This is a genomic window from Ruegeria sp. SAZD013, from assembly GCF_059612525.1.
In genome coordinates, this window is record NZ_JBXWQT010000020.1 from 924731 (window position 1) to 948011 (window position 23281).

Genomic DNA, 23281 nt, shown 5'->3' on the forward strand with positions numbered 1-23281 from the left:
ACCCGCATGTTTCAGCTTTATTCCGCGATTTGGCGCGCCAGCGCCGGGCGGCAGATTATCCTCATCCTGTTATCCATTGCCATTGCGGCGCTTGCCGCTGTTCCGCTTGAATTTCAGCGCGATATCGTCAACCACCTTACGTCCAATGATCTTCACGTCGAAAAGCTGGTTCTGCTGGGCATCGGCATGATGATTGTCATCCTGCTGAGCCTCGCCCTGAAATGGGTTCTGGGTTTTCGCGCAGGGATATTGGGCGAAGACATGATCCGGCTGATCCGGCAACGCTTGCTCTGGCGCGCTACTGACCTGAAAGAAACGGGTGAAAACCTGCGCAAGGGCACCATGACGACCGCCATCTCGGCCGAAGCCGAGGAGTTGGGCAAGTTTGCCGGGGGCGCATTCTCGGACCCGGTGGTTCAGGTCGGAACGCTGATCAGCGTGATCGGGTACATATCCTCAACGCAGCCAGGCCTTGGCCTTATCGCGTTTTCCATGATTGTTCCGCAGATCATTATCGTTCTGGTGTCGCAACGCAAAGTGAACACGTTCGTCGCCGAACGCGTCCGCCTTTTGCGCAGCGCCACTGATAGGCTGACCACCGAGGATATCGATGCCGTCGAGCGGGATATCAATGCCCTGTTCGACGACATCTATGACACACGACGGCGCATGTTTCTTTGGAAGCTTTCGGCCAAGTTCCTGTTGAGCGTGATCAATGGCGCCGGAACCGTCGGTATTCTGATGTTGGGCGGTTATCTGGTGCTGCACGGCAAATCCGATGTCGGCACAGTGGTGGCCGCGACCAGCGGGCTTGGTCGGATACAGGGCCCGACCGCGTTCCTGATCGCCTTTTACAGACAAGTCAGTGCCAACCGCATCAAATACGAACTTATGTTGGAACTATTCGGCCCGGACCCCGCGCATTACCGGTACCGCAACAGTGCATAAAAAAGACCGCGCAGCGGCTGTCTGCGCGGTCTGATATTAAAAGCGACGAAACGTCACGCGCGTTCGGAATATTCCATGGTTTCGGTGTTCACGATGATCATTTCATCCTGACCGATGAACGGCGGCACCATGACTTTCACGCCATTGTCCAGAATTGCAGGCTTGAACGAGTTCGCGGCGGTCTGACCTTTTACGACCGGCTCAGTTTCGACGATCTTGCAGGTCACTTTCTGCGGCAGCGTCGCGTTCAGCGCTTCACTTTCGTAGAATTCGACAACAATCGTCATGCCATCTTGAAGGAACGGACGACGCTCGCCCAGCAAATCCGCTGGCAATTCAATCTGTTCGTATGTTTCGGCATCCATGAAGACCAGCATGCCATCGGTTTCATACAGGAACTGCTGATCCTTCTGCTCAAGGCGCACACGCTCAACCTTGTCAGCTGAGCGGAACCGTTCGTTCAGTTTTGAACCATTGCGCAGGTTGCGCAGTTCGACCTGCGCGAAAGCGCCGCCCTTGCCGGGCTTCACATGGTCAACCTTGACCGCGGCCCAAAGGCCGTCGTTATGCTCAAGCACATTGCCGGGGCGAATTTCGTTCCCATTTATCTTGGGCATTACATAAATCCTTCACAAACGGTTGATGCGTCAGTTGCGCCTCCTATATCTGGCGGGAACATACCTGACAAGACAACCAAACCTAGTGCTGCAGGTGCAGCGAGATATGCAAGTGACGCAACGCAACTATGCATATTAGCTGTATCCGAATCGCACTTTATCGGTCATAAGGACCGTCACGCCGAAAATTGCAAGAGCAAGAAAAACAAGGAAGACGAGATGAGAGATTTCGTTGACGGCACTGCCTTTAACAACGAACAAGGCAATCGTGCTCGCAAACTTTTCGCGGCCGTTGTGTTGGCTGCACTCGATGACGCTATTGCCGATGACAAGAAATATGGCAATGGCCCGGAACAAATCGCCCGTTGGGCGCGCTCGCGCGATGGACGCGAAGTGCTGTCTTGCGCGGGAATCGACCCGAACGAACGGGTTGTCAGCGGACTGATGGAGTTCGTTGGCCGTGGCGTGCGGACCTCGGTCGCGCTGTCGCGTGAAGAAAGCGAGCGTCGCAATGCCGCTCAGCAGGCTGAAGCTGCCTGATCCAAGGTTGTTTCAATTCAGAAAAAACGCGCTCTGCCATCAGAGCGCGTTTTTCTATGCGTATAACGCCACAATCCCGATCCCGGGCGTCAAGGTGAGTTCGGGGCTTCCCCTGCCCGCCCAAATCAGGTCATCTGCGCTTTGACAGGTAGGAGACAATCCATGGTTCGCGCCATCATGATTCAAGGCACCGGCAGCAATGTCGGAAAATCCGTTCTGGTGGCGGGGCTTGCGCGGGCTTTTACACGGAGAGGTCTTCGGGTTGCGCCCTTCAAGCCGCAGAACATGTCGAACAATGCTGCTGTTACGGAAAACGGTGGGGAAATCGGTCGCGCACAGGCCCTTCAGGCACGGGCGGCAAGGCGGGCGACGCATACGGATATGAACCCTGTATTGCTGAAACCTGAAACAGATACCGGCGCACAGATCATCGTTCAGGGGCAGCGTGCGGGCACCATGAAAGCCGGTGATTATCGCAAGGATAAATCCAGGCTGCTAAGCGCCGCACTGGAAAGCTTTGACCGACTGTGCAGCGATGCGGATCTGGTTCTGATCGAAGGTGCGGGCAGCCCGGCCGAAACCAACCTGCGCAAGGGTGACATCGCCAATATGGGCTTTGCCTGCGCTGCGAATATACCTGTTATACTTGTCGGCGACATTCACCGCGGCGGTGTGATCGCACAGATCGTTGGCACTCAGGCGGTTCTGGATGAGGGTGATCTTGCGCGAATTCGGGGCTTCGCCGTCAATCGGTTCAAGGGGGATGTGTCCCTTTTTGACGAAGGGCGCGAGGATATCGCCTCTCGTACAGGGTGGCCTTGTCTGGGAGTTGTGCCATGGTTTCACGACGCCTGGAAGCTTCCGGCCGAAGATATGATGGACATCCGCTCTCACACAGGCGGCACATGCAAGGTTGTTGTGCCACAGCTTGAACGGATGGCGAATTTCGACGACCTTGACCCCTTGTCTGCCGAACCCGGAGTGAGCGTCGAGATCATTCCGGCCGGACGCCCATTGCCGGGCGATGCCGATCTGGTTTTGCTACCGGGCAGCAAGTCCACCATCGGAGATCTGGCCTATTTCCGCGCACAAGGCTGGGACATCGACCTGTTTGGCCATGTCCGGCGCGGCGGGCATGTTCTGGGTCTCTGTGGCGGCTTTCAAATGCTGGGCAAGACCATCTCCGACCCCGATGGCGTGGACGGTCGACCGGGTAAGGTCGAAGGGTTGGGGTTTCTGGATGTAGACACGGTCATGGGAGGACAAAAGCAAGTTGTCCTGCGTAAGGCCCATGCCTTGCCGGACCGCGAGCCGGTCACCGGATACGAAATCCACATGGGCCATACAGACGGGCCGGATTGCGCCAATGCATGGCTTGAGGTCGAAGGCCGCCCCGAGGGCGCGGCCAGCGCAAACGGACGGATCAAGGGAAGCTATCTGCACGGTATCTTTTCGTCCGACGCATTCCGGGCGCGGTATTTGTCAGCGTTAGGCGTGACCTCGGACCTGTCCTATGAAGATGGCGTCGAGCAGGCGCTGGACGATCTGGCCGATCATCTGGAGCGCCACATGGACCTTGATCTGCTGCTCAGCCTCGCGCAGCCCCCGCACCGCAGCTGATCGTTACTCCAGATCCTGAGCCGCAAGGGCGCGGGCGATCTCTCGTCTGACCATCTTGCGCACATTTCTTGTAATTCGCTCGCCCATCGTTCCTTGCAGCTCGGTGCGGACAACCTCTGCGATCAGGGTGCGCAGAGCGTCCTCGTCCATGTCGATCGTCCTGACGTTTTCGTCGGAATCAGGTTCTTCGGCATCGACATCAGACACAACAGCCTGAGACGACCGGATGAATTCCGCCTGATAAGGTGCACCTTCGTCCTGCTGAGCCGCCTCTGGTTCGTCGCCTCCAGAAGCATCAATCGACATCGCAGCGGCAAATTCTTCTTCGACATCCCATGGCAGCGCATGAGACGGTGTGCCCGAATATGCATCCTGGCTGTCACCGTCCGGTTCCCACTGGTCTTCTGTTTGTGCAATGGCCGCTTCCAACGCTTCGATCTTTGCACTCAGGCTGATTGCAGCATCATCCGACGGGGCGTGTTTCGTCTCGGCTGCTTCTGGCTTGTCCTCGTCGGCGTTCGCGGGTTGACCCGTCTGAACGATGTCACAGGTTCGCAGCAACATCGGCTTGGCGGCATCTGTAACTTCAGCTTTGGATACAGCTTTAGCGGGAATCACTCCTAACTGATCTGGTGTGCTGATCCGCAAAGCATCGGTAAGCACCAGCCGCCCCGGCTTGCGTGCCTTAGTCGTTTGATCCGAGACGGATTTATCACGACTGTCTTCACTGACCAGACGTTTGACCGAAGACAGAACGTCTTCGATCCCTGCTTTCACGACATTATCAGACATTGTTCTCTACCGCTCTATCCTTGGATCAAGTGTAGCCAAACAATCCGTGCCTCACAACAAATAGTATTGGCGATCAGTCCCGGCGCAACGCTTTGAGAACACGATCCAGATCCTTGCTTTGCTTGCTGACCTGTGCAGGTGCATTCTTGACCAGGTTGTAATACAAAGTCGGATCATAGATTTGCACCGCCAGCCCAAGACGCTCGGCTGTCAGAAGGCCCTGCGCCTGCAATAACTGATAGGCAGCCCGCGACCGTTCGGTGCGCGAAGCAACTTCCGCCAGCTGTGCATCCAGCAAATCCTGCTGTGCATTCAATACATCCAGAGTTGTTCGCGCGCCCAGAGTCGCCTCTTCCCGGATGCCATCAAATGCCACCTGCGAGGCGTTAACGCGCTCGGTTGACGCCCTCAAACTGGCGCTGGCCGCCTGAAACGCCGCATACCGGTCGGTCACACCCTGCGTGATGTTCTTTTGAACGTTCAGAAGATTCGCACGCGAGGCATCGCGGCTGGCCATCGCGCGGCGCACATTTGCCGCCAACCGGCCACCTGCGTAGATGGGTTGACTGAAGTTCAGCGACACGGTCGCGTCGTTCACATAGTCATTATTGTCATAGCGCTCGGACACGCCAGCATCGGCATTCAGGCTGACATTCGGCCCAAGGTTGGCCCGCTGTTGCTGCACGACCAGATCGAACGCCCTGACCTGATGCTGTGCCGACAGAATGGCCGGGTGGTTGCGTTGCGCCAGGTTCACAGCTTCAGCTTCGGAACGCGGCAGATTGGGCAGGCTCGGCTGGCCAGCCGTTCGCCCCGGTGCCTTTCCGACCGCGTTCACGTATTCGGCCTGGGCAATGCTCAATTCACCGCGTGCCACAGCCAGATCCGCCTGAGAGCTTGCCAGCTGCGCTTCGGACAATGCGACGTCCGTCCGGGTTACTTCGCCCACTTCGAAGCGGTCATTCGACGCCCTAAGTTCCTCTGCCGACACATCCACGTTGTTCTGGCGGATCGCCACGGTCTCTTCCTGCAACAGGACGCCCAGATAGGCATTTGCTGCGCGGATAAGAACCTGTTGTTCGATATCGATCAGGGTTTGCCGGGTCGATAGCACCGTTTCCTGCGCCGACTGCTTGCCCAGCACCGACGCGCCGCCATCATACAAAAGCTGGCTCAACGTCAGGCCCGAAAAGAACCGCGACGGCTCGTTTGTCGTCACGACGTTATTGACCCGCGAACGGGTGTAATCCTGGCTGACCTGCACGGTCCAGTTGATGATTGGCCGCAACGCAGAAAGCGCAATGGCCACATCTTCATCCGCCGCGCGCAGCAACGCCCGGTTCTGCTCAAGCAAACCACTGGTGTTATACGCGCCGATGAACGCATCCGTTATGTTGTCTGCCCACGCTGCACGCCCTGGCATCACGCTCATGGCAAGTCCTGCGGTCACAGCAAACGCCCTGACCAGCTTACCTGTCGCCGAACCACGCATACCAAAATCCTCTCAAACGAAATTACACTGCCCTACAGGCAGTTTGCGGCCTTCTTTTCAACTAATCAAGGCGATAGAAAAATCTATCGGCGGACTATAGCGAAAATGCACACTCTGCCGAAAAACCTTCCAGAACCGGCGCATTGGCATTGAACACATCACGCCAACTGACGCGACCACCGGTTTTTCGACCGATCCGCACGGTACCCAGGTTGCCGTTGACAAACAGACACACGATCCGACCGTGGTCCTTGAGTTGATCCAACAGGGCATCGGGCACCTGCTCGACACCGCCCTGCACCATGATCGCATCATAGGGGCCGTGTTCCGCCACACCCTGTTCCAGCGCGCCAACGTGGATGATGGCGTTGTGCACGTCAGCTTCGGCCAAGAGGTTTTGCGCCTCGGCTGCAAGGGTTTCGTCGCATTCAACACCCACAACCAACTCAGCCATCCGTGCGGTGACAGCCGTGGAATATCCCATTGCCGGAGCGATATCGAGGACCATCTCATCCTTGGATATGTTCAGCACGTCCAGCATTTTAGCCAGGGTCCGCGGCTCCAGCATGCTGCGCCCGCCACCCAGATCAATCAGGCCGTCCACATAGGCCGCTTCACGTTGAGAATCGGGTACGAAGCTCTCCCGCGGAACACTCAGCATAGCCTCAATGATCGGGAACTTGGTGACGTCAGAGGGGCGGATCTGTGTATCAACCATTGTGCGGCGCCGGGCTGCGAAGTCAGTCATTGGATATCTCGTCTCATTCCCAAAGATGTCGGGCTTGTGCCATATCCTGAACCTTCCAGCAACGCCCCTGTTGCCGCAACCTGAATCGTGATCACCTTCTTGGGCATGGACTTCGGCAAATTTCAGTCTTGCCGGCAAATTCGCACGCAATCCACTGGACGCCCCCGAGGAAAGCTGTTAAAAACCCAGTTACACCACAGCAAGTATTTGATTTTACTTGAAAAGGCGAGTTGGCGGAGTGGTGACGCAGCGGATTGCAAATCCGTGTACACCGGTTCGATTCCGGTACTCGCCTCCAATAAAATCAATGACTTGCGTCATACGCCCTCTCCTTCACTGCCATTTTTGAAACAAACGTTGAAACTTTCACGTTTCGGTCTTGCTTCGTTCCATTTGATTTCTTGCCTCTTGAGCGCGCTTCGCCAGCTCTCTCTGCCGGATCGGCCCACCATACTTTTTGAGCATCTCAACGCCTGAGTGACCGGTGACGGCTTTGACCATCTCGTCGTCACATCCAGCCAGATAGAGCTCGATCGTCGCATTTTTCCTGAGCCCGTGCGTTTTGTAGTAGCTGGCCTTCTCGTGCTTCATCTGCTTTTTGATGGCGCGCATTTCCTCCGCAACGATCCGGTAGCTCACTGGTCGCCCCTTGGCGTCGGTCGCAACAGTGCCGCCCGTTCGTGCGAGCCCTTCGAGATGAGCTTTCAGGCGGTCGGTAAGCGGGATCCACAACGGCTTGTCGGTTTTGCCCTGCGTGAAATCGAATCCTTCATCGGAGAAGTGCTCCCACTTCATCTTCACGACATCACCAATGCGCTGACCTGTACCAACGCAAAGCTCATAGACCAGCCGAGCGCGTTTTGAAGCCAGCGCTTCGAACTCGGCACGAACATCATCTGGCCAAGGTTCCCAGCCATCGCTCTGCTGTTTGAAGAGCGGAATGCCCTTCGCCGGATTGCCGTGCTCCTTCTTGATAAAGCCAATCAATCGGGCGTGGTTCATCAATACGACCATGACCTGGACAAGATAATTTGCCTGCCGCCAATGATCCGCATTGGCGCGATGCAATTCGTAAATGTGGTGTGTTTCGATCCTGGCCGGGTCTTTCTCGGCCCAGATCTCGCGAATGTGGCTGATATACCGCCGATAGTCGGATCTCGTCCGGGGCTTCAGTTTCTTGTAGGCGTCGCTCTCGTAGTAGCTAAGGATCAACGCCTCAAAATTGCGCTTCACCGGTGCAGGCGCTGGCTTTCCCTTCAGCAGGCGATTGTAATGATCCCAAAATTCCGGCGTACCCGCTTCCTCGTGCATCATGACCGAGATACCGCGTGAACGCCGGATAAACCGCAGGTAACCCCTGTCATTATAGACGTATTTTGGCAGGCTCTTGCGGGGGTTCTGTCGCAAACTTTGTTCCACCTGTCAGACTGAGTGTCGTTTTGATAGCGCATGCTCAGATAAGATAGGAGCAGACCGTGACCATCTCATTCAAAGGTGCGCACTTTCCGAAAGACGTGATCTTGTACGCTGTTTTCTTCTACCTCCGATACAGCGTGTCATATCGGGATTTGGAGGAAATCATGGCGGAAAGAGGCGTTGAACTGGATCACGCGACGCTGAACCGCTGGGTGAGCCGATACGCCGGTCTGGTAGCTGATGCTTCGCGGCACAAGAAGCGTCCTACCGACCGTTCATGGCGTATGGATGAGACCTATGTTAAAGTGAAGGGTGAATGGGTTTATCTTTATCGCGCCATCGACAAACACGGCAAGACCCTGGACTTCATGCTATCCAAACGCCGGAATAAAGCTGCTGCAACGAAGTTCTTCGCTCGTGCTCTTGAGGTGAACGGTTTGCCGCGGAAGATTGTCATCGACAAAAGCGGCGCCAACACTGCTGGCATCAAAGCTATAAACAAGATGCTGAAAGGCTTTGGTTGTCCGATACCGATCGAGATGGTCAGACGGAAATACCTCAATAACATTATTGAACAAGACCATCGCTTCATCAAACGTCGGATCAGGCCCATGTTGGGTTTCAAGTCTTTCTCTTCAGCTGCATCTGCCCTAGCCGGTATCGAACTGGTTAACATGATCCGCAAAGGTCAATTCACACCCGGACTCCGTCCGTTTCAGCAGTTTTTTCAACTAGCAGGATAATCAACCCGCCTGCGCCATCTCCTCAGTCTTCAAAGGAATTTGCGACAGAACCACCGGCGTGACATGCAAGAGCGTGTTCGCGCCTGTATCGAGCGGGTCGTGGAAGAGGAACCCAATTACTGGCGCGGTTGGGCGCAGTTGTCCGAGGCGCTTCAGACTGACGTCAAGTTTTTCACCGGCTTGTACGAAGGAACGCAGGAAGAAAAAATTGCCCGGGCCGAGGACGCCGCTCGTAAGGCCGTTTCACTCAATCCCTATTCTGCGCGCAGTCATTTTCTGTTGGCGCTTGCCCTGCAGCTTCAACGCAATCTCGACGGGTTTTTCTCATCAGCCGAGACCGCGCTTTCACTGGGGACGGACCGGTATCTGCAGGGGCAGATCGGCTATGAATTCATTTGGTCAGGGCGTTTGGATTTGGGTGCCGCACTTGTTGAAAACGCCATTGCACTTGATCCCAACGCAGCCGACCCAAACTGGTATCAGGCGCTTGCCGAGTATCATTTCTTGAATGGAAATTACGAGACGGCGTTGGAAATCTACCGCAAAGGGGCGCAGCCTGACCTGTGGTGGTCGGTTTCCATCGAGGTCGCGATTATGGCCGAGCTTGGTCCGCACAGTGCCGCTGTTGCGGCGAGAGACCGGCTCTACAGAATCCGGCCAGGCATAAAAATTGCAGACATTGTATGGGTGTATCGGCGCTTTGCGCGACCCGATGAGCTTATTCTTCCTTTTGTTGAAGCTTATCGAACTGTAGGAATGCCGGAAGGACAGTATGCCCCTTTTGATGTGGAGAGCGGGGGTTAACGTACGTAGCCATCGGTATGGAGATGGTGCGGATAAGATTGCTCACAAAGAACTCAGCCTTACTCGGGCACTCCCGCCCTTTGTAGGCTTGCCAGCCAGATCCGCCGGTTTTCGGGATGGTTTTTGATCCTGCGAATTGCCTGCGCATCGCGGAAATTGACAGTTTCGGGTTGATCTCAAGCGCATCTTTGACAGCCTCGGGGACTCAATCCAGAAGTTCAGCGCCGATGGAAAGAGAACTTTCGAGCTGCACAGCTTTGAACCGTCTACCGGTCTCTGAGTTTCGGTTTCAAACTGGTTCTGACTCTGGACCTGCCATTTTCCCTCAGTCAGAAAAATGGCAGGCACAAATACAGCGGCCCTTTTCTGCATGCGCGGTGAATGTCCGCAATGCGGGCCGCTGCAACATTGTGGGCGGGTGCCAAATGGCTCTTTCGGACCGTACTAACCGTAACCAATGGCGGTATCAGGTGGTTCGCTCCCGTTCGTGCGTCGCGCAGCATTGGTCAAGATGGGCTCATAGCTGGCCTCGGGCGCAACGCAGCATCAGGGCAATAGAAACAACTTCCACCGGCGAGAACGGCCCAAAGCCGACCTCCAATCGTTGATCGCGTCGCTGCAGTGCGGCCCGTCCGAGCCGCCGTTCGCTGCAGGTGCGAAATCCGAAGGTCGTCGAACTAGCAATCCGCAGGACAAATCTGACTTAGATTAGTCGGTCGATCTCCTGACGCTAGTTTTGTCATTTGAAAACCAAAAGCATTCACTCGCTCAATAGTTTGAAGATAGTCGGGTTAGGGCTTGCCCCCAACGGCCCAATACTCCTTATCATGCTCCTGATATCCAGCCCCCTTCATCGCTGTCATAACTGCATACCCTCACAACAGTGATTACGAAGAGTGCCATGAGGATTGCTCTGGCAGTTGGGGTTTGGAGCAAGTATTTCATTGTTCTATTTTAGTGTTGCATGATTGACCTGGCAAAGAAGTCCCGCGCCTTTTCATTGCGCCCGCCAGTAGAGCCGAACTAGACTTTGTTGCAGTTCTCTGAACGTCTGCATCCCGTTAACGCTGAATCTCAGACGATCCACCCAAAGACATACCCCGCCCCGAGCGACACCAGAACAGCAAGCAGCAGATAGAGCATGAATGGTTGCAATTTGAGCACCGGTGCGATGGCCATAGCTCCCCAGATGCTGACCGCGCCGCCCGAAACAAGAAACGCCATCGCTGCCCCTTCGGACATGACGTTGTCGATCAACCCCCGTGTCAGCGGAAGCGCAGCGTATCCGTCGATATAGGCCGGGGCACCGACGAAGACAGCGGCGGGGATGGCCCACCATTTGTCTTCGCCAACATATGCTGCCAGTGCACCCGGTGTAAGCGCCGGCATACTCCGCCGCAAATGCCGGGATCAGGCAAATCAGGATAAGCCGCGCGGTTGCCCTAGCCTGCTTGCCGAAAGAATGACGTCGCGCCTCAGACCGCCATACCCACGGATCAAAGGGCTGATCTTCACCGCATCGTGCAGCACATAGCTGGCGCGCCAGGCCATTGTCCCGAAGCCGCCATTCGCCGCTTACGCAGCTTATTTTGCAAGATGCCAGGCGACGATCATGGCTTGGTTATCGAAAACTAGTGTTCAAACATCAGCAAGCGGATGAAAACAAGCAACTTTGGCTCCGCCTTCGGCGTCTTCCAAGGTAGGCACCTGAGATCGGCAGCGATCGGTTGCGTATGGGCACCGCGCCGCGAAGGCGCATCCGGGTGGTGGGTCTAGCGGGTTCGGGAGTTCTGTCCCTTTCGCCTCCGGCGCAGTCAATGCGCGACCGACCACCGGCGCGCTGTCGGCGAGAAGTTTGGTGTAAGGATGGCGCGGGTTGGCAAAGACCACCTCGGCGGGGCCAAGTTCCACAACCGATCCGAAGTATAGCACCGCGATCCGGTCGCTTACCGCTTCGACAACCGCTAGGTCATGGCTGATGAACAGGTAGGTAAGATCGAACTCTTTCTTCAGATCGGCGAGTAGGTTCAAAACCTGTGCCTGCACCGAAACATCAAGCGCCGAAACCGGTTCATCGAGGATAAGAATCCGAGCATTTGCCGCCAGGGCACGCGCGATCCCGATCCGCTGAGCCTGTCCGCCTGAGAACTCGTGTGGGTAACGTTCGAGGAACTCCTTTCGCAGGTTCACGCTCGCGAAGATCTCGGCGATCCGCTTGTCACGCTCGGGTTTCGCCATGCCATGAAGCAGCTTAAGCGGCGCTTCCATGATCTGGCGGATCGTTTTTCTTGGATTGAGCGAGGAAATCGGATCCTGGAACACGTACTGTATACGTTTACCGAAATCCGCCGGGTCCGCATTGTTGAGTGCTGCGCCTTCAATCTGGATCGTGCCAGTGGTCGGCGGCAGGAGGCCGACGAGCATTCGCGCAAGCGTAGACTTTCCACAGCCCGACTCGCCAACAATGCCGAGGGTTTCGTTTTTCGTGACCGAAAGTGTGATGGGGTGCACCGCCTTCACCCAGCCGGACGCTGCACCAAAAAGGCTCCGACCTACGGGGAACGTTTTTGACAGGTTGTCGAGCGTCAGTGCATCGCTCATTCCGCGGCCTCCTTAAACGGCGTTTCGGGGAAGAGGCATCGTACGGCACGTGTGCCGTCGCGCTCTAACGGCACGTCGCCTTGGCGACACGCATCCTTTGCGTTGTGGCAGCGGTCAGCAAAGGCACAGCCGGCAGGTAAATTGTCGACCACAGGCGGTAGGCCCGGAATGGCTTCGAGCCGTCGTTTCCCTTCGCCGAGTTCGGGAACGCAAGCCATCAGGCGCGCGGTGTAGGGATGGCGGGGATTGTCGAGGATATCGGTGGTTTGGCCTTCCTCGACGATGCGGCCTGCGTACATGACGGCGACACGGTCGCAGAGTTGCGCTACGACTCCAAAGTCATGGGTGATAAAGACGATGGCAAGCCCGCGAGATTTTCTGAGGTCATCGAGAAGAGCAAGGATTTGCGCCTGTACAGTCACATCGAGTGCGGTTGTCGGCTCGTCGGCGATGATGACATCGGGATCATTGGCCAGCGCCATGGCGATCCCGACACGCTGCCTCATGCCACCGGACATTTCATGCGGGTAATCGCTGATCCGCTTCTCGGCGTTTGGAATACGCACCGCTTCGAGCAATTCAATTGCCTTCGCGCGGCCTTCCTCTTTGCCGATCTGCCGATGCGAACGGATCGCTTCGACAAGCTGTTCTCCGACACGGTAAAGCGGGTGAAGTGTGGCCAACGGGTCTTGGAAGATGTAGGCGACGTTGCGCCCGCGCATATCGCGGAGTTGTTTGTAGGGCACGCCGATAAGATCATTGCCCTCATACCGGACCGCGCCGCCGATGATAACCCCTGGCGGCGAAGCGACGAGGCCCATGACGGAAAGGGCGGTGACGGACTTGCCGGACCCAGACTCGCCGATGATGCCGAGGCATTCGCCCTCTTCGACATGCAGCGAGACGCCGCCGACAGCACGATAGACGCGGTGCTTTACGTGGAACTGCGTTTGCAACTCCTGCACTTCGAGCAGCCCCTTATCTTCGGATGCAGGGGCGGGTGCATCGCGCTTTACCATCGTCGCTGCCATAGGCCGCGACAGCGCGCCAGATTTCAGGCGCGGATCGAGCGCGTCGCGGACGCCGTCGCCAAGCAGGTTGATCGACATCACGATGATCAGGATCATGATCCCCGGCACAATCGACGTGTGCGGGTTCGCAATCAGCGCCGAGCGCGCTTCGCCAAGCATTGAGCCGAGATCAGCCTGCGGTGGCTGCGACCCGAGGCCGAGAAATGACAGGCCCGCCGTCTCCAGGATCATCCAGCCGATGGTTGTCGACATCGCGATGATGATGACCGGAATGACGTTGGGAAGAACTTCGGTCAGGATGATCCGGGCGTTCGACATACCCGAAAGCCGCGCGGCGTCGACGAATTCTTTATGTGCGATGCCGACGGTGATACCGCGAATGTTGCGGGCAAAGAACGGCACGTTCACCGCAGCCACGGCAATCAGCGCGTTGAACAGGCCCGGTCCGAGGGCTGCGACGATGGCGAGCGCGAGCAGGATATAGGGAAACGCCATCAGCATATCGACGCCGCGCATGATGATGTTGTCCGTTCGGCCACCATAGAATCCTGCGACGATTCCGATGGCGGCCCCAACGGTCGCAGCGATGATTGCCGCGGCGAAACCAACAGCGAGTGAAAGCTGCGTGCCCCAGAGGAGCCGCGACAGGAGATCGCGCCCGAGGTGATCGGTGCCAAGGAGCGCGCCGTCGGAGAACGGCGGCTTGAAACGGTTGCCGGTGTCCGTCACATCCGGGTCGGCCAGCGGCAGTAGAGGTGTCAGCAGAACCAGTAGGACCACCAGCGACAGAACGATCCCACCCGACATGGCAAGCCGGTTCCGCGCGAGCAGGCCGAGGAACGCCATCATGTCTTGATCCTCGGATCAAGCAGGCTTTGGGCGACATCGACGGCGATGTTAAAAAGCACGTAGCAGGCTGCCACGAAGACTACCCCGCCCTGAACTAACAGGATGTCACGTTTGAGGATGGCATCGACCAGCATGCGACCCACGCCGGGCCACTGGAAAACGATTTCTATGTAGACTGCGCCGGATAGGACAAAGCCTGCTTGAATGCCCAGCACCGGGATGATCGAGACCATCGCGGCCTTGAGCGCATGACGCCAGATTACGCCGCCTTCGGCCACGCCCTTGGCCCGAGCGGTACGGATGAAGTCCTGTCGCAAGACCTCCAACATTGCTGACCTGGCCAGACGGGCTATAACGCCGGTGGCAACGACTGCGAGCGCGATGGCGGGAAGCGTAAGGTGCGAAATGAGGGCTGCAAAGTTTCGCTCACCATATATTGGCCACATGCCCGACACAGGGAACCACCTGAGGTTCACGGCGAAGAACAGGATCATCATCATCCCAAGGAAAAACGACGGGATCGAAATGCCCAAAAGCACCACGAAGGTAATGCCTTTGTCCGCCCAGCCATACTGGTTGGCCGCCGAAATGACACCCGCGGCGACCCCGAAAATCGAGCAAAGCACAAATGCGGTTCCGGCTAGGACCAACGTTGCGTTAAACCGCTCCAGCACCTCGTCGATGACCGGCCGGTTGAGCGCGAACGAGGTGCCAAAGTCGCCGGTCACCATGTTACCGAGCCAGATGAAATACTGTTGCACCAGAGGCTTATCAAGGCCGAGATCGCGGTTCAGTTTTTCGACGTTGTCGGGCGTGGCATAGCTTCCCAGGATAGCCGTCGCCGGATCACCTGGGATCAACGCCATGATGAGAAAAACGATAATCGTTATACCAAACAGCACAGGGATCGCTGAAATCAGTCGTTTCAGAATGTAGCCCGCCATCAATCACCCCGAGTGCTTTAGGAGAAATGTGGAGGGGCAAACTCGCATGTTTGCCCCCCAGGGAGGATCAGTCTTTTGTCACGTCGTCGAGAAGTAGGAAGAACGATGGCTGAAGCGCAAAGTCTTCGACTCGATCGCTTGTGACAGCGTTCTGTTTCCAGTTCGCAACAAAGACCCAAGGCGCATCTTCCTGAACGATGGTTTGCATCTCTTTGTAGAGAGCTGCGCGTTTGTCCTGATCAGTAGCAGCGCGGGCCGCTTCGAGCAATTCGTCGACCTTCGGGTTGGAATAGTAGCCCGAGTTGAACCCGCCTTCTTCTGGCCAGGCCGAGGTGCGAAGTGCCAGGAATGGCAGCGTATCCGGGTCGTTCGTCATCCAAGCCATCTGCGCCATGTCAGCTTTGCCTTCGAGGCCAGGGTTCACGTTCCCGAGGAAGGTATTCCACTCGTAGGTCTCGATCTTTACATCGAATCCCACGGCTTCCAGGTCGGCCTGCATCGCGGTTCCCATGGCCACCGGATCAAGCATACCCGAGCCGCCTTCGGTTACGTAGAAAGTTAGCTCAGCGCCTTCGACACCGGCTTCGGCGATAAGTTCGCGCGCCTTGTCGGGGTCATATGGGTACGGCTCCAGATCGGGGTTGTAAGCCCACGCGAACGCCGGCGGTGTAGGACCGGCCGCAACATCAGCCGTGCCTTCCAGAACGTCGTTGACGATGGCTTCCTTGTTTATCGCGTAATTCGCGGCCTGACGCGCGCGGACGTCGGCAAACGGTCCTTCTTTCGCGTTCAGGATCAGGAACCAGACGTGCGGTCCAGCCTGTTCATGAACGGTGTATTGAGCGCCTTCGAACTGGCTCAGCGCGACTGGCGGAACCTCGACCATCAGGTCAATGCCGCCTGCCAGCATCTCTGCTGTCCGCGTGTTGGCATCCGTGATCGGGCGGAAGACGACCGCTTGAAGCGAGGGTGCGCCGTCCCAATAATCGGGGTTCCCTTCAATCACCACCGCCTCATTGGCGCGCCATTCGGCGAAGGTGAACGGACCCGTTCCCGAGGGATTGCGCCCAAAATCGGCGCCGTGCTGTTCCACGGCAGCGGGCGAAACGATCAAACCGGTCGGGTAGGCCAGGTTTGACAGGAATGGCGCATATGGAGCGTTCAGTTTGAATTTCACCGTGAGGTCGTCGACCACCTCGACGTTTTCGACAGCCGAGAAGAAGAACGCCAGCGGGAACGGGCCGGTGTCGTGATACGGATGGCTTTCGTCCAGCATACGGTCGAAGTTGAACTTCACCGCTTCAGCGTTGAAAGGGCTACCGTCATGAAAGGTCACGCCCTCGCGCAGGTTGAAGGTGTACTCCGTGCCGTCTTCGGAAATCGCCCAATCCGTCGCAAGCGCGGGCTCAACTTCAAGCGTGCCATCCTTGTAGCGGACAAGTCCGTCGTAGACATTCATCAGTATCCGGAAATCATTGACCGCGGTGACCGCCGCCGGATCGAGCGCTTTTGGTTCCGCGATCTGCCCGACAATAAGGACGCCGGGCGGCGTTTGGGCTGTGGCGCCACTGACCGCTCCGAGGGCCAGCGCTATCGCCGCACCCGAAGCCAGCAGTGTCCGCCTTGTGAAAGAAAAGAGCGACATTGGCTTTACCTCCGTTGTGATGTTCTTAGATTATTTTTCATGATAAATTGCATCAGGCCAAATTTTCATGATAAATTCAAGCCCACTCGCAAGGAGGTGCCCAAGTGACGATCTCAATCCTGGCTTTTGACAAAGAAACAGGCAGTTACGGGGGTGCAGCAACTACGGGAAGCCTCTGCGTAGGGGGGTGGGTGCTCCGCGGAGACGCCGAATCAGGCCTCTCAGCATCGCAGGGATCATTGCCTTCGACGATGTGGGGGACAGACACTCTCGCCGCCATGCGGGCCGGGAAGAGCGCCAAGGATGCGGTCTTGGGCGTCGTAAACGCCGACGCGGGGCGAGCGCAGAGGCAACTCGCGGCGCTCGATCTGAATGGTGAAGTTTTCGCCTTCACCGGCGAAGACAGCATCCCTGCGGCGAGAAGCCGTTCTGGATCGAACGTTATTGTTGCGGGAAATCTTCTGAAAAGTGATGACGTGATCGACGCTTGTTTCGACGGTTTTCTTGCCTCCAAGGGCTCTTTTGCCGAACGACTGTTGGCCGCGCTCGACGCCGCTTCACTAGAAGGCGGTGACAGTCGGGGGTTGCTGTCCGCCGCTTTGCTGATCGTCAACCGCAGCGCAGCACCGCTGACACTACGTGTCGACAAGTCCGCCACACCGCTATCTGACCTGCGCGCCCTTCACCAGGCCGCAACGTCCGGCATATACGCGGACTGGGCTATGCTCGTCCCAACGCTTGACGACCCCGAACGCGCAGAGCCTTACCTTGAAAAGGCGGACCAGCCCGTCTGATCCGCAAGATACTCGGCCAGCCGCGTACCGACCTTCGAATTGCCGTAACGATCCAAACCGGGCGACCAGACGGCAATCGACGCCCGCCCAGGCGCGACAATCAGGATTCCACCACCTACGCCGCTTTTGCCCGGCAGACTGACACGAAACGCAAATTCCCCCGAACCATCGTAATGGCCGCACGTCATCATGAGCGCACAAATCCGGCGCGCACGCTTTTCTGAAATAAGCCCCGCGGCATCGGGGAACTGCGCCAAAATCGAGCCCGCACGGGCGAGTTGCACGCAGCTCATCTCGATCGCACATTGGTGACAGTAGGTGCCAAAAACCCGCTCAGGCGTATTCGACAGATTTCCATGCGATTTCAAGAAATGAGCGAGCGCTAGGTTCCGATGCCCTGAGGCCTTTTCCGACTCCGCCACACGCTTGTTGATGTGTATGTCATCGTCGTGCGCCGCTGCGCGCACAAAACGAACAAGCTCGGCGAGGGCATCTTTAGGCTCTCGCCCACCAATCATAGCGTCCGTAGTGACAAGCGCTCCCGCGTTGATGAACGGGTTGCGTGGACGCCCCTCCTCTCGTTCCAGCAACACCACGCTGTCAAAAGCTGTGCCAGAGGGCTCGCGCCCTACGCGCAACCAAAGATCATCGCCGACCCGGCCCAGAACCGCAGCCAGTGCAAATACCTTTGAGACACTCTGGATAGAGAAAGGCGTTTCGGCTTGCCCGGCCCGCACTACCGCACCGTCAGGCAGAGCGATCGCGACCCCAACCTGATCAGGCGCGATCGAGGCCAACTCGGGGATGTAGGTCGCAACCCGCCCCCAATCGGCCTTTTCAATTGCTTCTGCGACCCCTTGCTCGGCAATCTGCTGTAAACCGGCAAACGTGGTGGAAATCACTCCGCGATGAACCGCTTCATAACGACGGCCTCCTGATCTTCCATTAGGCGGCGGGCGAGTTTCATGTGCTCCAGCATGATGTCCCTCGCGCGGTCAGGGTCGTCTTTTCGCAACGCCTCGATCAGCGCGATCTGGTGGTCTCGGCCTTCGCGCCAAAGCTTGTGGTTCGGCTTGGAATAAAGGCGCTTGTAGACCGTCAACTGGGTTAGAATCTCTGCAAGAAACCCAATCATGAACCCAAGGATCGGGTTCTCGGCATATTCCGCCAGCTTGGCATGAAAAAGAAGTGAGTCGACATGCTGAGCGCGCTCTTCTTCGGCTGATTCCGCAGGGGTATCGTAGCGCATCGTGATTGCGCGAAGCTCCTGAAGCTGATGCTCTGACAACCGCCCAGCGAGCGACGCAGCGTTCTCCGGTTCAAGAGCCACGCGCACTTGATAGATGTCGTCAATGGAGACGTTCTTGAAATAGAAGAAGTTAGCAAGCAGCGCGTGCGCGCGTTCTGTAGTCACTTCGCCGACAAAACTGCCGCCGCCAGGGCCCGTCTTCGTGGCGACAAGACCTTGCGCTTGCAACAGTCGCATGGCCTCGCGGATTGTCCCTTTGGACATCTGAAACCGTTCGATGAGTTCAGGCTCGCTGGGCAAGCGATCTCCCGGCTGAAGTCCCTGCTCAACCACCCACGACTTGATTTCTTCGGCGACCTGAATGGGGCGCGATCTCTTCCGTTTCGTCTGTGTTTTCTGCGAAGCCAAGGCGCTCCTCACGTTTTTAGTAGCGTAACGGCGTGATCGCCGTTAAACCATGGAATCAATTTATCATGATAAATTCAAGGAAAATATCATGGATGGTGACATCGCCGCCCAGCGTCTCTCGGCCATTTCCAAACATAGCTCAACTGAGGAAGGCGTTACGCGCCTGCCCTGGACGCCCGAGCATAAGGCCGCGCTGGACGAGATAAAGGGTTGGATGAAGGATGCCGGGCTGTCCACCGAACTGGATGCCGCAGGTACACTCGTTGGGCGGTCACCAAATGCGACAGGCAAGCCGGTCATCCTAATGGGCTCGCATCAAGACAGTGTTCCCAATGGCGGTCAGTTTGACGGGATCATGGGGATCGCCCTCGGCTGTCTTGTGGCAAAACGCTTCGAGGGCCTATGGGACGCGCTTCCCGTCGGAATCGAAGTCCTTGCCTTTGCTGACGAAGAAGGTGTTCGATTTCCGACTGCTCTGATCGGTCCGCGAGCGCTGGCCGGTACACTGGACTCAACTGTATTCGAATTGGCCGATCGGCAAGGCATCATGATGGGTGAAGCCATGCGCGCTTTCGGGGCCGACCCGAAGCAGGCGTTGACGATTAAGCGCAATCCCAAGTCAATTGTGGGGTATCTCGAAGCACATATCGAGCAGGGCCCGGTTCTTGAAGACGCAAATGTCCCAATCGGGATTGTCACGGCCATATGCGGCATTGCCCGCTATAACGTTACGGTCACTGGAAAAACCGGTCACGCGGGAACTGTCCCAATGGCGGGCCGCCGTGACGCGCTTGTCGGTGCTGCCCACCTGATTAGCAAAATCAACACACGCGCGACGGTGCTGAAAAATCTCAGGGCAACCGTCGGCACGCTATCGATTAGTCCCGGTGCAGTGAACGCAGTGCCGGGAATTGTCGAGTTCACCCTTGAAGTGCGCGCCGAAGAAGACACGTGTCGCGATCATTTCGCAGATGAAGTGGAAACGTTCGCAGATGACTGGTGCAGCACAACAGGTCTCCAGTTTTCGATCACGCGCACTTACGAACAGCGCGCTGTCCCAAGCGACGACGAGCTCGTGACGACGCTTTCGGAAGCGGCCGAGGACACGGGCCACGCTGCCCTGCGTTTGATGTCAGGTGCTACCCACGATGCGTCCGCGATGGCCGATATCTGTCCGATTGCAATGCTCTTCATTCCCTGCCGCGCGGGTGTAAGCCATCGCCCTGATGAATACGCCGATGCCTACAGCATGAACGCTGCCGTGGATGTTCTCGAACAAACCGTCAAACGACTTGCGACCAGATACGCAGATAGACTCGAACGGCCCACCAAAAAATCTTGATGACGGCTTTCTCGGCGATCCCAAACTCTCGGAGGGGAATTCTAATCGGCAGTCTTGGTTCGCCAAAGTTGCAAACGATTATTCGGAAACTAAGCAAAATTTACCCATTACCCGCAGTTGCTTACCACATCCAGCCGCCGCATTGCTGCCCATTGAAGCTTCCATTCCCTACACCTGTAAAGTTAACTGCAAAAGGAATTCACTCAGAGCGCAAAAGACTGGGCACTACTGTTCTCTACAATTCGAGCAAAGCGAGCATTCATTTATGCAGCGATAGGTCACCAAACTTAAACCATTTCGGACACTTCAAGGTAGCACTGTAATTCTCGCCAAGTCAGAATTGCTCAAGACGAAAGGCGTTTATGCCGAAAATGCGATAAGACCACATCTATAGGACACTAGAATCACCAATCATCAAATTTGGATTTAGGAACAACCGCGCCTTTAAAACTAAGGACTTGATACACAAGATCTTGAGCATCCTTTAGCGCGGCAGTTATTTCACTGCCCAGAAGTCGAGCAGCGAGGTATGCTCCGTTAAATGCGTCCCCAGCTGCGGTAGTGTCGACAACATCGACAGGATCAGGCTCAAGCGAGGTATCTCCCTCTCCGTCGCTGCGAACAGTGGTTCCGTTCGCGCCATCTCGCAGAACAATTTCCTGAATGCCTCTGGAATGAAGGCTGTCCAAGGCTTGGGATTTTGAAACCTTTCCATAGATATCATTGATGTCATCCACCGAAGGAAAGGCCACATCCGTAGTCGAAAACATAGCGTCATAGTGGCTTTGCGCCTCAGCTACTGTGCCCCAAAGCACTGATCTGTAGTTGGTGTCGAACGCAATGACCGTGCCTCTGCCTCGCAACTCCTCACATGTCTCGATAAGTCGTTCTCTCTGATTTTTTTCAAGAATGGCAAGAGTAATGCCGCTGAGATAGACAACGTCAAAGCGCTCGAGATCACGCAGATTTGGTCGATCTTGTTGAAACAGCTGTCGCGCAGCGGATTCGGATCGCCAATAAGCGAAAGAGCGTTCGCCATGATCGTCTGTATTGACAGCGTAAAGCCCAGGATATCGACTCTTGATACTTCCAATTAGGCTACAGTCGATGCCTTCGCTCGCAATTGCTTCAATCATCTTTTGCGAAAGCGGATCACATCCTAGACATGTCAAAAAACTCACGGCTATGTCACCTCGGCAGACTGAACGAGCGAGATAGATAGCAGTGTTAAGGGTGTCGCCGGCAACGGCGATGGAAGCTGAGTTTTTAGACAAATTAATACTTGAAAACTCGACCATGCATTCACCAATCGAGGCAACGCGAACATTTTTGCGACCTCTGATTTCATCCAAAGTTGCCATCGCATTAGATCGACTTGTATTTGTAAGCAGTATCCAGGCGCTTTCTAAGGTCTGCAATAAAGCCATCCGATATCGGCGCGTCGTGGGCGATCGAATGCCAAAGGCCGACTTCATTCACATAAGCGCGCATCGACCGAAGCCCCTCTTCGAATTGATCCCAACTAAGCCCCATCGCTTCTGGCCTGATATCCAGCCCGATGCTCGAAATGGTGTCCAGCATCTCATCCGCACCATCTTCGTGAAGCATCGATCCGACCAATACGCCCAACCCAACAGGCTGGCCGTGTAGGAATTTTTTGCCAGTCATTTTTTCCAAGGTGTAGAACAGGAAGTGATCCGTTCCTTCAATGTGTCTTGGACACCAACCTGCGCCATGGTAAGTGGTTCCCCATTTCAGACCGTCGACCAGAGCCTCAATCCCGCGGTCATTCATGTCGCGAATATTGTCGATGTTCTCGACGATTGTCCTTACTTTCGAAAGCGACTGCTGAGCCAATCCTTCGTCAAAGCGCCACTTGTCCTCGATCTGCCCTTCCCTTTCGGCATAGCGCCAATCAAGAACACCTGTGTGAAAACATAGTATATCCCCGATCCCGGACCAGTTAAGCGCTGGTGGGCAGGCTGCGAGAACATCGTAGTCGATGTAGATGGCTTCGGGTACGGCCCACCCCTGATAAACCACTTTACCATCAATCCTGATCCCAGACCGTTGGCCGTAAACTGCATTGACCGAGAGCGCCGTCGGCGCCTGGAACAAGGGAAGATTCAAGCGCCAGGAGAAGTATTTTGCGACATCCAACGCCTGCCCGCCCCCGAGGCCAACGATGGCTCGAATTTCACCGAGTTTAGTTACATCCTGCTCAAGGTCGCTGCGTTCTATTGAGCCACAGAAATAGGTCTTGCAATCCGCTCCTTCGAAGTGATGACCAAAGATCGGCCAAAGGTCTTGCATCGTGACGACCAGGAAAGGAGGATTAACGAAATTCCGAAATTCACCCAACAAACCCCTTCCAAAAACGGTGGGAAAGCCATAGTTCAATGCGCTGTGAGCGTGAGAACACTGTAGATTTGCCATTTACTACTTCATCCTTGGTTTGTGTGATGAGATATTCGGGACCAACAATTCGATGGTGACTGGAGCGAGGTCTCGAAATGCCGCAACCGGCCAAAGCGTCGGGTCAGAACAATGTATCGATGCCCCTAGGCCATCGTACTTTTCCGACCTAGACACGTTTGGCGAAGCACCAAGACATTCATCGACCGCAACAATGTGGGTCTCGGAGAAACCGGCCTTTCCCAAAATCCGTGAAACACTCAAGCAAGAAAAAAACAGTTCT

At 56.2% G+C, this 23281-nt stretch carries 21 protein-coding genes and 1 tRNA gene; 8 read left to right on the forward strand and 14 right to left on the reverse strand.

Annotated features, from left to right (window positions below):
* The first annotated feature begins 6 nt into the window (after positions 1-6).
* On the forward strand, positions 7-948 hold the full coding sequence (locus AC2FLU_RS10835) for an ABC transporter transmembrane domain-containing protein (protein ID WP_496714842.1): 942 nt from the start codon (positions 7-9) through the stop codon (positions 946-948).
* A gap of 53 nt (positions 949-1001) precedes the next feature.
* Here AC2FLU_RS10835 and efp read toward each other — a convergent pair whose 3' ends face one another.
* Entirely contained in the window at positions 1002-1565 is a 564-nt protein-coding gene (gene efp, locus AC2FLU_RS10840) for an elongation factor P (RefSeq protein ID WP_209503361.1), read from the reverse strand.
* Between the two features lie 219 nt (positions 1566-1784).
* Between efp and AC2FLU_RS10845 the strand changes: the two genes are divergently transcribed.
* Entirely contained in the window at positions 1785-2105 is a 321-nt protein-coding gene (locus AC2FLU_RS10845) for a DUF6280 family protein (protein WP_037310273.1), read from the forward strand.
* A 162-nt stretch (positions 2106-2267) separates the two neighbouring features.
* Positions 2268-3725 carry a cobyric acid synthase gene (locus AC2FLU_RS10850; RefSeq protein WP_496808670.1) on the forward strand — a complete coding sequence of 486 codons (1458 nt, stop codon included), beginning with the start codon at positions 2268-2270 and terminating at the stop codon, positions 3723-3725.
* Positions 3726-3728: 3 nt separating this feature from the next.
* Here the strand turns inward: AC2FLU_RS10850 and AC2FLU_RS10855 are convergent, their stop codons facing one another.
* From AC2FLU_RS10855 to AC2FLU_RS10865, 3 genes are all read right to left on the reverse strand, one after another.
* Positions 3729-4517 carry a hypothetical protein gene (locus tag AC2FLU_RS10855; RefSeq protein WP_496808669.1) on the reverse strand — a complete coding sequence of 263 codons (789 nt, stop codon included), beginning with the start codon at positions 4515-4517 and terminating at the stop codon, positions 3729-3731.
* A gap of 73 nt (positions 4518-4590) precedes the next feature.
* Positions 4591-6009 carry a TolC family outer membrane protein gene (locus tag AC2FLU_RS10860; RefSeq protein ID WP_480517616.1) on the reverse strand — a complete coding sequence of 473 codons (1419 nt, stop codon included), beginning with the start codon at positions 6007-6009 and terminating at the stop codon, positions 4591-4593.
* A gap of 94 nt (positions 6010-6103) precedes the next feature.
* Positions 6104-6757 (reverse strand): protein-L-isoaspartate O-methyltransferase family protein, encoded by a 654-nt coding sequence (locus AC2FLU_RS10865; protein ID WP_480603117.1) that lies wholly within the window; start codon positions 6755-6757, stop codon positions 6104-6106.
* A gap of 224 nt (positions 6758-6981) precedes the next feature.
* On the opposite strand from AC2FLU_RS10865, the gene AC2FLU_RS10870 reads away from it, so the two are divergent.
* A tRNA-Cys gene (locus AC2FLU_RS10870) sits at positions 6982-7055 on the forward strand.
* Between the two features lie 68 nt (positions 7056-7123).
* Here the strand turns inward: AC2FLU_RS10870 and AC2FLU_RS10875 are convergent.
* Complete coding sequence (locus AC2FLU_RS10875) at positions 7124-8164, reverse strand: site-specific integrase (protein ID WP_496811972.1); 1041 nt, start codon at positions 8162-8164, stop codon at positions 7124-7126.
* A gap of 68 nt (positions 8165-8232) precedes the next feature.
* Between AC2FLU_RS10875 and AC2FLU_RS10880 the strand changes: the two genes are divergently transcribed.
* Together AC2FLU_RS10880 and AC2FLU_RS10885 are read left to right on the forward strand one after the other, a co-directional pair.
* A complete protein-coding gene (locus AC2FLU_RS10880) occupies positions 8233-8916 on the forward strand; it encodes an IS6 family transposase (protein WP_496808667.1) in 684 nt (227 codons plus the stop codon).
* A gap of 180 nt (positions 8917-9096) precedes the next feature.
* On the forward strand, positions 9097-9720 hold the full coding sequence (locus AC2FLU_RS10885) for a hypothetical protein (protein WP_496811973.1): 624 nt from the start codon (positions 9097-9099) through the stop codon (positions 9718-9720).
* 1074 nt (positions 9721-10794) lie between these two features.
* On the opposite strand, the gene AC2FLU_RS10890 is transcribed toward AC2FLU_RS10885, so the two are convergent.
* The 5 genes from AC2FLU_RS10890 to AC2FLU_RS10910 all read right to left on the reverse strand — a co-directional run bounded on the left by AC2FLU_RS10890 (position 10795) and on the right by AC2FLU_RS10910 (position 16790).
* Positions 10795-11109: a permease gene (locus AC2FLU_RS10890; protein WP_496747844.1), complete on the reverse strand. Its 315-nt coding sequence runs from the start codon at positions 11107-11109 to the stop codon at positions 10795-10797.
* A 249-nt stretch (positions 11110-11358) separates the two neighbouring features.
* Positions 11359-12321, reverse strand: a complete 963-nt coding sequence (locus AC2FLU_RS10895) for an ABC transporter ATP-binding protein (RefSeq protein ID WP_496747846.1) — start codon at positions 12319-12321, stop codon at positions 11359-11361.
* On the reverse strand, positions 12318-14198 hold the full coding sequence (locus AC2FLU_RS10900) for a dipeptide/oligopeptide/nickel ABC transporter permease/ATP-binding protein (RefSeq protein ID WP_496808796.1): 1881 nt from the start codon (positions 14196-14198) through the stop codon (positions 12318-12320). Before AC2FLU_RS10900 ends, AC2FLU_RS10895 begins: the two co-directional genes overlap by 4 nt.
* A complete protein-coding gene (locus AC2FLU_RS10905; RefSeq protein WP_496747848.1) occupies positions 14198-15145 on the reverse strand; it encodes an ABC transporter permease in 948 nt (315 codons plus the stop codon). The genes AC2FLU_RS10900 and AC2FLU_RS10905 overlap by 1 nt, the downstream gene beginning before the upstream one ends.
* Before the next feature lie 67 nt (positions 15146-15212).
* A complete protein-coding gene (locus AC2FLU_RS10910; RefSeq protein WP_496763387.1) occupies positions 15213-16790 on the reverse strand; it encodes an ABC transporter substrate-binding protein in 1578 nt (525 codons plus the stop codon).
* A gap of 104 nt (positions 16791-16894) precedes the next feature.
* Here AC2FLU_RS10910 and AC2FLU_RS10915 point away from each other — a divergent pair, with 104 nt between their 5' ends.
* Positions 16895-17584 (forward strand): DUF1028 domain-containing protein, encoded by a 690-nt coding sequence (locus AC2FLU_RS10915; protein WP_496763385.1) that lies wholly within the window; start codon positions 16895-16897, stop codon positions 17582-17584.
* On the opposite strand, the gene AC2FLU_RS10920 is transcribed toward AC2FLU_RS10915, so the two are convergent.
* Together AC2FLU_RS10920 and AC2FLU_RS10925 are read right to left on the reverse strand one after the other, a co-directional pair.
* Positions 17554-18483 (reverse strand): glutaminase, encoded by a 930-nt coding sequence (locus tag AC2FLU_RS10920; RefSeq protein ID WP_496763391.1) that lies wholly within the window; start codon positions 18481-18483, stop codon positions 17554-17556. The genes AC2FLU_RS10915 and AC2FLU_RS10920 overlap by 31 nt on opposite strands.
* Positions 18483-19241, reverse strand: coding sequence for a FadR/GntR family transcriptional regulator (locus tag AC2FLU_RS10925; protein WP_496811974.1), 759 nt, complete (start codon positions 19239-19241; stop codon positions 18483-18485). Before AC2FLU_RS10925 ends, AC2FLU_RS10920 begins: the two co-directional genes overlap by 1 nt.
* Before the next feature lie 88 nt (positions 19242-19329).
* Here AC2FLU_RS10925 and AC2FLU_RS10930 point away from each other — a divergent pair, with 88 nt between their 5' ends.
* On the forward strand, positions 19330-20583 hold the full coding sequence (locus AC2FLU_RS10930) for a M20 family metallo-hydrolase (RefSeq protein WP_496747853.1): 1254 nt from the start codon (positions 19330-19332) through the stop codon (positions 20581-20583).
* A 404-nt stretch (positions 20584-20987) separates the two neighbouring features.
* On the opposite strand, the gene AC2FLU_RS10935 is transcribed toward AC2FLU_RS10930, so the two are convergent.
* Positions 20988-22001 carry a sugar kinase gene (locus tag AC2FLU_RS10935; protein WP_496811975.1) on the reverse strand — a complete coding sequence of 338 codons (1014 nt, stop codon included), beginning with the start codon at positions 21999-22001 and terminating at the stop codon, positions 20988-20990.
* Positions 21949-22896 carry an iron-containing alcohol dehydrogenase gene (locus AC2FLU_RS10940; RefSeq protein ID WP_496808664.1) on the reverse strand — a complete coding sequence of 316 codons (948 nt, stop codon included), beginning with the start codon at positions 22894-22896 and terminating at the stop codon, positions 21949-21951. The genes AC2FLU_RS10935 and AC2FLU_RS10940 overlap by 53 nt, the downstream gene beginning before the upstream one ends.
* Between the last annotated feature and the right edge of the window lie 385 nt (positions 22897-23281).

Coding starts and splice junctions, on each gene's coding strand:
- AC2FLU_RS10835 (WP_496714842.1), top strand. CDS start 7: ATGTTTCAGCTTTATTCCGCGATTTGGCGCGCCAGCGCCGGGCGGCAG.
- AC2FLU_RS10845 (WP_037310273.1), top strand. CDS start 1,785: ATGAGAGATTTCGTTGACGGCACTGCCTTTAACAACGAACAAGGCAAT.
- AC2FLU_RS10895 (WP_496747846.1), bottom strand. CDS start 12,321: ATGAGCGATGCACTGACGCTCGACAACCTGTCAAAAACGTTCCCCGTA.
- AC2FLU_RS10855 (WP_496808669.1), bottom strand. CDS start 4,517: ATGTCTGATAATGTCGTGAAAGCAGGGATCGAAGACGTTCTGTCTTCG.
- AC2FLU_RS10910 (WP_496763387.1), bottom strand. CDS start 16,790: ATGTCGCTCTTTTCTTTCACAAGGCGGACACTGCTGGCTTCGGGTGCG.
- AC2FLU_RS10850 (WP_496808670.1), top strand. CDS start 2,268: ATGGTTCGCGCCATCATGATTCAAGGCACCGGCAGCAATGTCGGAAAA.
- AC2FLU_RS10860 (WP_480517616.1), bottom strand. CDS start 6,009: ATGCGTGGTTCGGCGACAGGTAAGCTGGTCAGGGCGTTTGCTGTGACC.
- AC2FLU_RS10930 (WP_496747853.1), top strand. CDS start 19,330: ATGGATGGTGACATCGCCGCCCAGCGTCTCTCGGCCATTTCCAAACAT.
- AC2FLU_RS10900 (WP_496808796.1), bottom strand. CDS start 14,198: ATGGCGTTCCTCGGCCTGCTCGCGCGGAACCGGCTTGCCATGTCGGGT.
- AC2FLU_RS10905 (WP_496747848.1), bottom strand. CDS start 15,145: ATGGCGGGCTACATTCTGAAACGACTGATTTCAGCGATCCCTGTGCTG.
- efp (WP_209503361.1), bottom strand. CDS start 1,565: ATGCCCAAGATAAATGGGAACGAAATTCGCCCCGGCAATGTGCTTGAG.
- AC2FLU_RS10940 (WP_496808664.1), bottom strand. CDS start 22,896: ATGCAAGACCTTTGGCCGATCTTTGGTCATCACTTCGAAGGAGCGGAT.
- AC2FLU_RS10865 (WP_480603117.1), bottom strand. CDS start 6,757: ATGACTGACTTCGCAGCCCGGCGCCGCACAATGGTTGATACACAGATC.
- AC2FLU_RS10890 (WP_496747844.1), bottom strand. CDS start 11,109: ATGCCGGCGCTTACACCGGGTGCACTGGCAGCATATGTTGGCGAAGAC.